The following is a 12,280-nucleotide window of genomic DNA, read 5'->3' on the forward strand; positions in this document are numbered from 1 at the left end:
AAAAAAAGAGCGTTATTTTAGAGCATAGACATTGCATGCAGAGGTATTAAATTAAAAGGTATTGAATGAAAAGATGATGGATAGAAAACTGCATTATCAATTTTATTCTAAGTCACGCTATGCAAATTGGCGTTCGAACGACGTCCAATTCTCAATATAGGTTGACTGGCAAATAAGACAATCACACCAACTAATGAAAACACACCAAAGGCGTAGAACGCAGTAGCAGCACCATACCGATCCACAATCAAACCAGTAAAGATGACGGGTACACTAAGCCCTATATAAGCCATTAAGAAATAGCCTGCACTCGCACGTGCCTGCTCATTGCCAGCCGAGCGTGCGACTCCTAGCATACCTCCTAGATAGACAAAGCCATAGCAACTAGTACTGGCCAAAAATGCCGCCAAAAGAATGACTGGTAGATTGGCATTCAACGTCCCCCAAGCCAATAAAGCATAAGCTGGTAGTAAGATCAGAAGACCTAGCTTGCTTGAAACTTGAGGGTCAAGCTTTCGGACGATTGGCTGAACGATCAATCCACAACTGATGGCTAACATAGAGGATACCCCTGCATATTTAGCCAGTCCATGCGTGGCCAGTACTGAGGGAATAACTGACAACACCAATCCGGTCGTCGCCCAACAGATCAAGATACCGCTGCCATACCAGATGACCTCACGATTAAAATAAGGTAGCCGTAGCATAGAGGTGGGAAAATTAGTGCGTTTAGGTGCCGTCTCTGGTAATTGATATAACAAAAACATAGCGAATATCTCGCTCGCTAGCAGTAAGAAAAAACTGGCTGGTTGATCAGTTTCATAAAACATCAAAGAAACCGTCGTCAATACAGGGCCAAGACCAAAACCTATCGTTGTACTGGCCGTCACCCACGCTGTCGCACGCATCGTATCTGTTGAGCCGAGCAGCTCAATCATATAGGCCGTCGCCGTAGCAGCCATCAGAGCCGTTCCCACACCCAGTACGAATCGCGCTATTGCTAACGCGCGCGTATATGGATAAAACAACATAAGAGCCGTCGCTGCTACCGATAGGGCTAGAGAGATTAAAATCACCTTGCGCCGTCCGATGCGATCAGATAATCCGCCAAAAGCTAACAATACAGGTATGACACCCAATACATAAAAGGAAAACGCTATCGTAGTTGCTAGCACGCCATAGCCATCATTGTGCGCATAAACGGCATAAAGCGGCCCTTGGATATTGACGCTTGTCGTTATCACACATAAGGCAAAGGCCAGATATTTATTATATTTTTTAGTGGTCATATATCGCTGCTTTTTGAATAATAATCGTTGAATTGACTGAGGTTAGTGTGATTCACAGTAGAATGACACTAACCTCTACATCGTTTACGTCCAATGATTAAAACAAAAGTACAGTAGGTTATCTATATACAATACAGTACAATTAGACAGAACTGTTTGGTCTATAAAACCCATACAGTTGGGATATCCTACCCATATATTGTCCTAGCTATAACCTTAAGATAAAACCTTCAAAAAATCCGCCTTACCAAAAATTGTAAAAAATATGAATAAGAAGCTAACACGCATCGAAGTTGTCATGGCTGACGTAAAAGAGAAAATAGCAACCGTTATCTACATGCCAGAGTCGCGACTACCGTCTGTCCGTGCCGCTGCCAAAGATTATGGATTCTCACCATCGACCGTGGTTGAAGCCTATGAGCGCCTGCAAACTGAGGGAATCATCTACTCCCGTCCTGGTGCAGGGTTTTATGTGGCAGAGACGACAGCGCCGCTATCATTGACAGATATAGCACCAAAAATTGATCGAGTGGTAGATCCATTGTGGGTATCGCGGCAATCGCTGGAGCCGCCCGATGGTGCATTAAAGCCAGGCTGCGGCTGGTTACCAGCGGACTGGCTGTTTGAAGCAGGTATGCGCCGTGGTCTGCGAAATGTGGCCAAGGCTGATGCGTCTATTATCAGTGAGTATGCAACGCCGCTAGGACTGTTAGCATTGCGTCAACTACTCACGCGGCGTATGGCAGGATTAAGTATCAATGCAGAACCGTCACAGGTTATATTGACGGATTCCGGCACTCAAGCGATAGATTTGATTTTTCGATTTTTGCTGACACCAGGTGACACGGTAATCGTCGATGATCCTTGTTATTTTAACTTTCGAGCACAGCTGCTTGCCCATCGGGTTAAAGTAGTAGGCGTCCCTTATACGCCAAATGGGCCAGATGTAGATGCCTTTGCAGCGATTTTAGATGAGCATAAGCCGCGCCTATACATCACCAATGCTGCCATTCATAATCCTACGGGCGCAACGTTATCACCTGCTACGGCATACCGTGTATTACAGTTGGCTCAGACTGCTGGTTTGTACATTATCGAAGACGATATTTTTGCAGATTTTGAAGTCAAGCCTGCGGCGAGATTGGCGGCTTTGGATGGGTTATCACGCGTATTCTATATCGGCAGTTTTTCTAAAACGTTATCCGCATCCCTACGCTGTGGTTATATTGCAGCGCCTACAGAATGGGTTGAGAGTTTGGTAGATTTAAAGATAGCGACTGGCTTTGGTGGCAGTCAGTTAGCAGCGGCGGTTGTGTTCTCAGCATTGACTGATAGCGGCTACCGTAAGCATATGAATGATATCCATACTCGGCTGGCAAGCGCGCGTACTCATACGCTACTACGATTGGCCAAATTAGGCATCGTACCGTGGCTGCTCCCACAAGCAGGTATGTTCCTATGGTGCCGATTACCTGAGAATAATAATGCGACCGAATTGGCCAATCGCTGTTTATCCAAAGGTGTGGTATTGGCGCCTGGCAATGTTTTTAGCCAATCGGACAATGCTGAGAACTTTATGCGGTTCAATGTGGCGCAGATGAGTCATTCAAAAGTTTTCGAGGTATTGGCTCAATCGTTAGACTGATCAATCAAAAATTTATAGTGCTAGTACCGTCTTATTATATAGTAACCTTTCGACTATAATTCTAAGCCTAAATATCAGCCAAACACAATCAAATCTAACCACTCCCGGCAACGGATACTATTTCTCTAGGATAGCTCATATGTCCCCTATATATACTGCATTGGCTGTACTGGTTACCTTTATCTGGGGCGTAAATTTTACCTTTATTGCGTGGGGTCTTGAGAGCTTTCCGCCATTGATGCTTACCGCCCTGCGTTTTTTCTTTACTGCTGTACCACTGGTATTGTTTCTAAAGTCGCCTAAATTTAACCGTACCTTGTTTATTTATGCCATCGGTACATTTGTCATGCAGTACGCCTTTGTATTCACGGCGATGCATCTGGGTTCATCCCCGGGGCTGACGGCACTACTGCTACAAATTCAGATTTTTATCACGGTATTGCTAGCGTACTTTATATTGGGTGAAGCAGTCAGCCGTATGCAAATCGTCGGTATGTTGGTCGGTGTACTAGGACTCAGCGTGATTGCGTTAAACCTTGGCGGTGATATGCCTTTGGCAGGGTTCATCTGTATTTTGATTGCGGCCATCGGTTGGAGCTTTGGCAATATTGCATCCAAGCAAGCATCAAAACAGGCCTCAGAAAAAGCGTCAGAGAAAGCTGCCCTACAAGAGACGCAGCAAGAAACAAGGGGATCTGTTGTCAAACCTAGCACTGGAAAAAATAAAGCCTCTGCTTTGTCTGCGCTAGCGCTGGTAGTCTGGGGCGGTCTCATTGCTTGCGTGATGTTGACGATATCTTCTCTTACATTTGAGACTGATGCATGGCAGATGGCGACGTTTACTAAAGCATCACTCAAGTCTTGGCTCTCACTTGGGTTTATCGTCTATATCTCAACCTTAATTGGCTTTGGTCTGTGGGCACACTTACTCAGTCAAAATACCGCCTCCAAAGTTATGCCGTTTGCACTATTGGTGCCCGTATTCGGTATGGTGACCTCAGTACTACTCACAGGAGAAGTAGTGACGTGGTGGAAAATGCTGGCCATGATGTTGATCTTATCAGGACTATTATTGGCGAATGTGAAAATGAAAAGAAGCTGCTAACGATGACCACTAAAACACTTGGCCATCAATAGCAGCTTTTTATTTTCTGCAGCTTTTTTTCTATAGTTATCGTAAATCATCCACGACAGCTAGCATTGCTACCAGTGATGCTTCGCCTAATTTGATAGAACGCTCGGGTGACCAACCCATCTCTTCATCGGGCAGATTATCATTGTCTTTGAATGGCATCTCTAACGTATTAGCGAGGCAATCAAAACGCTCTGCTACCCAATTGGTGGCAACGGTCATATTGGCAGCACCCGGCGCATCGATCTCATAGCCAATCTCAGACTGAAAATCAGCACTGGCTAACTTTAATACTTCTGAAAATCTATCACGCAGACCAGCAAGACGGTCACTATAGCTTGGCGTCCCTTGTGACCCAGCTAGGAATACATACGGCAATGCTTCATCGCCATGCACATCGTAAAATAGATCCACGCCTGTCGCTTCCATTTTATTAATCACATGAAATACTTCAGGGCTTTTGTCTAAGCTTGGACTTTGCCATTCACGATTTAAGTTGGTTCCGACAGCATTAGTACGCAAGTGTCCACGTACACTGCCATCAGGGTTCATATTGGGAACAATATAAAAGTTTGCCTTGTCTAACAACTGTTTGCCAGTCGCATTATCGCTATCTAACAAGCTATACAACAAACCCTCGATCAGCCATTCAGCCATCGTCTCACCTGGATGCTGACGAGCAGTAATCCATATGTTGCGCTTGTGAGCAGCACCGTCACCTATTTTGACTAGGGTCAAGTCACGTTTATCAAGGGTTTCGCCTAGATGCTCTAACGTCACTAGCGGATGCACTTGCACGGCGGCCAATAAATCTTGATGACGCTCATAGCTGTAAGGCGCAAAATAAGCAATCTGAATGGTTTCGCATTCTAACTCTGCCACGATGGTCAACTTGCCATCTTTATAAGACGTTGGCAGACGGAACCAATGCTGACGATCATAAGAAGCCACCGCTTGGTAGTTCTCCCAACCCTCCAGATAAGACGCCTCTCCTGCATTCAAAATGTTGAGAACATACTGCTCCCCTATTTGACCTGACAGACGAAAGTTAAACCACTGAAAGAACTCGCCACCAACATCTGGGCGAATCGCTAATTGAATGTCTTTTTTGTCATCTGCATTAATAATGTCGATGTTGCCTGCATCAAAATTAGCCGTGATATGCATAGTCATTCCCTAATTGGTTTTTATGATTGTGTTTTAAGTATTATGTTCGTTATCGACTTACTATTTTACCTATTGCCTTTTAATAATCTCTAGCTTTATATTGGGCACTAGACATACATTTACTTGGTCATTACCAGCTCGTTTTCAAGGCAATCACTTGCCAAATCTATCTATTCAGATTGAATATCTATCGTTGACTACTAAAAGATTAAACGTCCGCCAATAACTCGACACTTACTTGAAAGTAATCATCGTCTTTTATAGTAATACTGACGTTACCATTATGCGCCCCAACGATAGACTGTACGATAGATAGCCCCAAACCTGTTCCTGTATGGCGATCTATTGTCTTGTGATGTCGATAGAAGCGCTCAAACAACTTATCTGCTTCACTTTGTGCCAATGGCTCATCTACTTGGTTGGTGATGGTGATTCGTAGAACGGCCTGTTTTGATTGTTGGAGGCTGGTTATCATTGTGCCCACTATCTCATCTGAGATTACTCTATCTGCCCTAATGGTTATAACGCTATCTTGAGCAGCATAATAAATCGCATTCGATATCAGATTAGCAAAGAGCCTTTGTAATAAACTTTTATCTCCTAAAACAGCGCTGAACTCACCTTTGGTTTCAATAGCGATACCTCGGTCTTCTGCAATCATTTCATAGTAATCAACGAGCTTGGTGATTAAGCTGTCCGTATCCACGTGACTGATTTGCGAGTCACTCAATCCTTTTTGGGTTTTTGCCAGCAGTAGCATATTATTTATCATGGCTGACAGCTGCTCTAACGTGTCATGCTGATGATGTAGCTGCTCAATATATTCATCGCCCGCTCTTGGTTTATTTAACATGACTTGCGTTTGCGTGCTGAGTGTCGCTATTGGAGTGCGCAGCTCATGGGCGATATTGTCTGAAAACCGTGACAATGATTCAAAATTACTTTCAAGCTTGGCCATCATCGAATTGTAAGATTCTGCTAGTGGTCGCAGCTCTAACGGCATATCGCTGACCGTGACTCTGTCATCCAATCTGTCAGGATTCATTGTTTTCATCTTTTGGACGATGGTCGCCAAAGGTGCAAAACCCCAGTACACACTCAACGCCGCTACTGAGACGAGTAACAAGGTAATCGCGAACAAAATCATACTAAGCTGACGATTGAACTGTAATAAATACTGATGATGCACATCTATAGGCAGTGCGATAAGCGCGAGCATTTTGTCGTCTTCAATGACCATTGCTCGATAGTATCGGCTATTGATATTCATCACAAACTGTTGCTTATCATTATCTTGTTTCAGTGATGACAGATTAAACCTTTCCCCTAGCTCTTGAGCAAAGTTATTGGGGGTACTAGACAGTATCTGCCCTTCTTTATTAGCGATAATGGTTTTTAGATCGTAATCTAGCCAAGAAGAATGCTGATGATCAGCTTCCTCTGATATCACTGCGGTAGAAGTATCTCCATCAGGCATTACGTCAGGTGCCGCTCTTAGCGGCTGTTGACTATTCAATAGATTTTGAGAGCTAGGTAGGGTTTGAGAAGTTATAGGGCTACTAGGTTCTATCACTCGTTTACGTAGGTTAAAAGCCGCATGGGTCATAATCTCAGCGTCCATTTGCTCAAAATGGCCTTTAACAGAACGCTGTATCCATATATAAATAATAACCTGCGATATAACAACAAATATCGTGAGCAATAGCACAGTACGCCATAATAGTGGCAAGCGCCGATTATCAAACCTATATTTCATATTAGACATTGCCAGCTTCGTGAGATGGTTTGCTATCAAGCGCTGTATCGACAGCTTCTAACCGATAGCCCATCCCGCGCACCGTATGAATCAGCTTTGCGTCATGATCATCGTCTATTTTTATACGCAGACGCCTTATCGCCACATCAATCACATTGGTATCATTTTCAAAGTTCATATCCCATACTTGGGAGGCGATGATTGAGCGTGGAAGCACTTCACCGCGACGCTCTAATAAAAACTGTAGTAAGGAAAACTCTTTTGCCGTGAGCTTAATAGGCTTATCTCCTCTATGCACCGTACGCTTGCCAATGTCCATCTTGAGATCCGCTATTTGCATAATCGTACTTTGATAGTCGGCTTGATTGGCACGTCGTAATAAGCTTTTCATCCTAACGATCAATTCTGCAAAGGCGAAAGGTTTGGTCAAATAATCATCACCACCAATCTCAATCCCCTTTATCTTGTCACTTAAGTCATCTTTTGCGGTTAGAAATAGCACGGGCGTATGCTTGCCAGCCGCTCGGTAATTACGCACCAGCTCAAAACCACTAACGTCAGGTAGCATCACATCTATCAGTATCACGCTAAATTCTTCCGTCATCAATGCATGATATCCATCTAATCCTGTTAGCTGATGATCCACGATAAACCCAGCTTCGGTTAAGCCTTTTTTTATATACTCGCCAAGCTTCAATTCATCTTCTACCAGCAGTACTTTCATTGTGATTCCTCAATACGGTCATGATTGTTTAACGTTCTAACCAGCACAGGTGACAACATTGATGGGTAACTGACAAAGATGTCATGTGCTCGTAATCAGACTGTCAGTTTTATTTTGCTAATCTATATAAACGGTACATAGGTGCTCGTTTCCAATGCCTAGCTACTATCCAATACTTAGCTACGATGAATTATTTTTATCGGTAATCAATGTAAACAACTTACAAAAGAGGTTTTATATGAAAATTCACGGCTCATTCAAAAAAAGCAGTACTGCTATCAGTCTCTGTACTTATTGGTACTACCACTGCCAATGCGCATACGACTGATCTAAGCACCTCAATCATCAATAACTGCGATGCTGTGACTGAGTTTGCAAAAAACTTGGATCATAACGATGCTCAGCTCTCAAATTCACAAATGAAAAGCTATATCGATGCGAGGGTGGCTTGTGAGATTGAACACAAAGATCAACATCTACAGTCTGAAAAATACTTTATCAATAAATATGGTAGCGATAAGTAACATCAGCTCTGATGTCATACTAAAGGATTATTGACAACATTAAAAACCATAATTGACACACTCCCACCACTTTCGCGAAGCTCAAGTGGGGGATTCTAAAAGCAGATGCTCTTAGGCGACTTTCTCACGAAGGTCGCTTATTTTCTGTTTCAACGGGCGACCTTTACTGCATCCTCCCTCCGCAGACAAAACGGCATGTCCTGCCGCTAATATGTTACGAGCCGCATTAAAATCAGCGTTCGCAACATACCTACATTTGACGCACTCAAATTTTGACTGAGTTTGTCTGTTATCGACAGCGATATGATGGCATTCAGAGCAGGTTTGGCTAGTGTATCGTGGGTTTACCTTAATCAGTAACCCACCGCGCCATTGTTGCTTGTACTCAAGCATATTGACCATCATGCCCCAGCCTTGATCTAGGATGGATTTATTTAATCCTGATTTGGCTTTGACATGATGACCTTTGTTCTCCACCGTACCACTGGCTGATTTTGACATATTGGCGACTTTTAAATCTTCACAAGCAATCATGGCGTGGCTTTTGCTGATGCTGGTGGTGATTTTATGCAAGTAGTCATGTCTGATATTGGCAATGTGGCTGTGGAGTTTTTGAATCTTGCGGTTTTGCTTTTTCCAGTTCTCACTGAATTTTACTTTCTTTGCTAGCCCTCGTTGCAGCTTGGCAAGTTTGAGTTGATTGGCTTTAAAGCTATTCTTAGGTTTAATATATTCACCGTTTGAGGTGGTGAGTAGTTTGCTGATGCCCACGTCCAAGCCAATGGCGCTTGTGGCAGGATGGCGTGGGTTCTCATCCAGTTCGCGCTCTGTGCCAAACGACACATACCAGTGCCCCGATTTCTTGCTAATGGTGACATTTTTAACCGTGCCGATGATGTCTTGCGATTTTCTAAACTTCACCAAGCCCACGCCATTCGGTAGTTTTACTCGATTGCCCTCAACACGGCAGTATTTGTCAAACTGAACCAAGCGAATTGAGTCACGCCCATCTGATTTGCGCTTAAATTTTGGCATCAACGGGCGTAGCTGGATTTCTGTGCCATCAGCCAGTTTAAAGAACTTGGGTTTGCGAGGTTTCTTTTTATTTTCTTTCAATCTGGCATGTACTTTAGGATCAAAGAAACGCGACCAAGCCGATGCCAGATCACGTACTTTTTGTTGTAAAGATACAGCGTTTGAGCTGGTTTTTAAGAACTCGAAATCAGGGTTGCTCTTTAGATCCATGATTTTATTAACAAGGTTCGTGGCATTGATAAACTCATCTTTAGCAAACATCTCAAATGAGATCGCTAGCATTTGATTCCAAACAAAACGTGCAGAGCCGACAAGATTATTTAGAACAATCTCCTGCTCCGCATTAGGCTCAAGCCTAAATTTATACGCTTTGTTGATTTTCATAAATGCGTTATTTATTAATGAGTGTGTATTTGATATTATGCTTATAATACTAGCATTTAAGGATATTTATTGCAATGAGTGAGGTATATAAAAACCGCCATGCTACCTTTAACCTCCACGTTCATTTGGTTTTTATCACTAAGTACCGAAAAAAAGTTTTAGGTGAGCTGCATCATGATTATTTCAGTGAGTGTGCTGCTGAGGTATGTAAAAGTTTTGATGCTGAGTTGAAAGAATGTAACGGTGAGACAGATCATATCCACATGCTTATCCAGTACCCGCCAACGGTGCAATTAAGCAAATTGGTTAATAACTTGAAGTCAGTCACAAGTAGACGAATGAGGGGTGATTTCATTGATTTAAGAGCAGCTTATTCCAAGCCTGTGCTTTGGTCACGCTCCTACTTTGCAAGCTCTTGTGGCGGTGCGGCATTAGATATTATTAAGCAATATATTCAGAACCAGCGAGGCTAACCAGTGATGCGAAATTCACCTCCACCCTAATGTCAGGTGGAGTCCTCTTTCGTTTTTTTGATAGTAGGATGACAGAGTTGTAATCTTACCGTCATCTCTCTGTCAGAATCACTAAAGTATGCTTTAAAGTAACTTAATATCTTAAAGTCTTTTCGACTACATACCAAATCAAATAAGGATTTACCATGTCATTATTCAAATCAACGCCACTGTCTAAATCAATCGTAGCAACTGCTATAGCCTTAGTCGTTTCAACCTCTGCGTTGGCACACGATCCAAAAATGCATGCTAAAAAAGACCAAATGAACTGTGAGAAAATGCAAAAGCATATGCAGATGATGCAAAAAATGGATCATAGCAAAATGGATATGAATGATCCTGCTATGAAAGCCATGATGGCTAACATGAGCAAAATGAAAGCGATGTACCAAAAGCACTGTGTGAGCAGCGATAGCGACTCTTAAATATCAATTTATAAGTTCAATACTATAGTCAGTTCAATATAATTTCAATACAAGGAAACCGAGTGCAAGTTATACATTAGTATGCTTAGCGAGGATGACGCTGTAGCGGATTTATATAGACTTGACTATATTGTCAGAGAAGCTGATCAAGCAGTAATGGAATATTAAAGAAAATGGATTTTTAGGACAAACCTATGAAGTTTTTGTTAGGAATACTTTTTACTGTCTTTGTCGCTATTACGGGTATTTTTATTACGGTGACTAGCGGCATGATAAATATCGGTGCTGATCGAGCTCATAGTCCACTGGTTTACGATTTTTTAGAAACTGCCCGCACACGCTCAATTGAACATGCCAGTAAGAATATTTTGGTTCCCAATTTAAAGAAGGCAGAAATGATCAGCTCGGGCGGTGCAGATTACAAAGATATGTGTGCTGGCTGTCATTTGTCTCCTGGCGTCAACAGCACAGATTTAAATAGCGGTATGTACCCAAAGCCTCCTAACTTTACTGAGGCGGATATCGTTAAGCGCTATCAAAACGAGGCTGGTGCCAGACAAAGCTTTTGGGCGATTAAACATGGCATTATGGCGTCTGGCATGCCCGCTTGGGGCGCTACTCACGATGATGACAGAATATGGGCGATGGTTGCTTTTATTAGATCGTTACCTGACTTAAATGAAAACCAGTACACCATGCTAACGACTCGGTTAGACGATAGTATGTTGGATATGTCATTTGATGGTGAGATGGATATGTCAGGTGATGGATCCGGCATGCAACATTGATGTTTTGTACAAAATGCAGTGCTCAATAGTGCTGCTTTTTGCGATTTGAGTTTTAAGCTTTGCTAGCACTATTTTGTCCAGTGCTATTTTATCCAGTGATGTGGCTCTAATTTTTATAATATTTAATCGTCAGACAGACGCTCGGGAGTGGTTTTATGAGACGCTATACTAATAGATTTATTAATGAACATAATCTGATATCTGGCCGTGTGCTCTCGGCGATCGTGGTATTGCCGTTATCGTTAACGATTGCCGCTTGTAGTCAACCTAACTCCGCTGCTGCTGACTCAACACCAGCGACTGAGCCAACTGTTGCTACGCACACGGAGCAACCAACAGCTGAAATAATGCCAGTCAGCGCTCCTTCAGATACCCAATCAACTATCCTAAAAAATATCTCAGCCACCGTCTATAAAGATGCCAATTGTGGCTGCTGCAAAGAATGGGTCGGTTATGCCGAAGGTCATGGTTTAAACGCAACTGCACAGAATGTCGAAGACGTGTCCTTGTTTAAAGAGCGATACAGCGTACCGCAGCAAATGCGCTCTTGCCATACCACCGTCACTACTGATGGCTACGTATTCGAAGGTCATGTCCCTGCAAAGTATATGGCGCAGTTCCTAAAAAACCCGCCAAGTGATGCGATCGGACTTGCTGTACCGAGCATGCCAGTCGGTAGCCCAGGTATGGAATACCAAGATAAATTTATGCCATATAAAGTGATGCAGCTTAACAAAGATGGCTCAACAGCTATTTATGCAACTATTGACTCACCGCAGCAGCAAATCTAGCTTGGTTGTCGTTTAAATAGCTTATCCAGCTCTATTAATAAGCGGCCAAAGACATAGGCTTAGCTGATAAATACAGACTCAACTCTCACTTTATGGACATAAATCAGG

General features: G+C 42.9%; 12 protein-coding genes. 7 read left to right on the forward strand and 5 right to left on the reverse strand.

Translation table 11 applies throughout. The features are described from left to right. Window positions 1-107 precede the first annotated feature (107 nt). Window positions 108-1,289 carry an MFS transporter gene (locus JMX07_RS04840; protein WP_201606662.1) on the reverse strand — a complete coding sequence of 394 codons (1,182 nt, stop codon included), beginning with the start codon at window positions 1,287-1,289 and terminating at the stop codon, window positions 108-110. 265 nt (window positions 1,290-1,554) lie between these two features. On the opposite strand from JMX07_RS04840, the gene JMX07_RS04845 reads away from it, so the two are divergent. Beyond that, window positions 1,555-2,934, forward strand: a complete 1,380-nt coding sequence (locus JMX07_RS04845; RefSeq protein ID WP_201606663.1) for a PLP-dependent aminotransferase family protein — start codon at window positions 1,555-1,557, stop codon at window positions 2,932-2,934. A gap of 139 nt (window positions 2,935-3,073) precedes the next feature. Beyond that, window positions 3,074-4,039, forward strand: a complete 966-nt coding sequence (locus JMX07_RS04850) for an EamA family transporter (RefSeq protein WP_201606664.1) — start codon at window positions 3,074-3,076, stop codon at window positions 4,037-4,039. Between the two features lie 66 nt (window positions 4,040-4,105). On the opposite strand, the gene JMX07_RS04855 is transcribed toward JMX07_RS04850, so the two are convergent. The 3 genes from JMX07_RS04855 to JMX07_RS04865 all read right to left on the reverse strand — a co-directional run bounded on the left by JMX07_RS04855 (window position 4,106) and on the right by JMX07_RS04865 (window position 7,713). After that, window positions 4,106-5,233, reverse strand: a complete 1,128-nt coding sequence (locus JMX07_RS04855) for a M14-type cytosolic carboxypeptidase (RefSeq protein ID WP_201606666.1) — start codon at window positions 5,231-5,233, stop codon at window positions 4,106-4,108. 208 nt (window positions 5,234-5,441) lie between these two features. Then, on the reverse strand, window positions 5,442-6,989 hold the full coding sequence (locus JMX07_RS04860) for an ATP-binding protein (protein ID WP_201606723.1): 1,548 nt from the start codon (window positions 6,987-6,989) through the stop codon (window positions 5,442-5,444). Between the two features lies 1 nt (window position 6,990). Then, window positions 6,991-7,713 (reverse strand): heavy metal response regulator transcription factor, encoded by a 723-nt coding sequence (locus tag JMX07_RS04865; protein ID WP_201606667.1) that lies wholly within the window; start codon window positions 7,711-7,713, stop codon window positions 6,991-6,993. 362 nt (window positions 7,714-8,075) lie between these two features. On the opposite strand from JMX07_RS04865, the gene JMX07_RS13570 reads away from it, so the two are divergent. Further along, complete coding sequence (locus tag JMX07_RS13570) at window positions 8,076-8,237, forward strand: hypothetical protein (protein ID WP_227511550.1); 162 nt, start codon at window positions 8,076-8,078, stop codon at window positions 8,235-8,237. A gap of 111 nt (window positions 8,238-8,348) precedes the next feature. On the opposite strand, the gene JMX07_RS04875 is transcribed toward JMX07_RS13570, so the two are convergent. Then, on the reverse strand, window positions 8,349-9,656 hold the full coding sequence (locus tag JMX07_RS04875; protein WP_201606668.1) for an RNA-guided endonuclease InsQ/TnpB family protein: 1,308 nt from the start codon (window positions 9,654-9,656) through the stop codon (window positions 8,349-8,351). Between the two features lie 74 nt (window positions 9,657-9,730). Here JMX07_RS04875 and tnpA point away from each other — a divergent pair, with 74 nt between their 5' ends. The 4 genes from tnpA to JMX07_RS04895 all read left to right on the forward strand — a co-directional run bounded on the left by tnpA (window position 9,731) and on the right by JMX07_RS04895 (window position 12,172). Further along, window positions 9,731-10,129 (forward strand): IS200/IS605 family transposase, encoded by a 399-nt coding sequence (gene tnpA / locus JMX07_RS04880; protein WP_058025812.1) that lies wholly within the window; start codon window positions 9,731-9,733, stop codon window positions 10,127-10,129. A 185-nt stretch (window positions 10,130-10,314) separates the two neighbouring features. Further along, complete coding sequence (locus JMX07_RS04885) at window positions 10,315-10,593, forward strand: hypothetical protein (protein ID WP_201606669.1); 279 nt, start codon at window positions 10,315-10,317, stop codon at window positions 10,591-10,593. A 194-nt stretch (window positions 10,594-10,787) separates the two neighbouring features. Beyond that, window positions 10,788-11,381 carry a c-type cytochrome gene (locus tag JMX07_RS04890; protein ID WP_201606671.1) on the forward strand — a complete coding sequence of 198 codons (594 nt, stop codon included), beginning with the start codon at window positions 10,788-10,790 and terminating at the stop codon, window positions 11,379-11,381. A 155-nt stretch (window positions 11,382-11,536) separates the two neighbouring features. Continuing rightward, window positions 11,537-12,172 carry a DUF411 domain-containing protein gene (locus JMX07_RS04895; protein WP_165597927.1) on the forward strand — a complete coding sequence of 212 codons (636 nt, stop codon included), beginning with the start codon at window positions 11,537-11,539 and terminating at the stop codon, window positions 12,170-12,172. Window positions 12,173-12,280: the final 108 nt, after the last annotated feature.

The organism is Psychrobacter immobilis (assembly GCF_904846235.1).
Classification (GTDB): Bacteria; Pseudomonadota; Gammaproteobacteria; order Pseudomonadales; family Moraxellaceae; genus Psychrobacter; species Psychrobacter immobilis_C.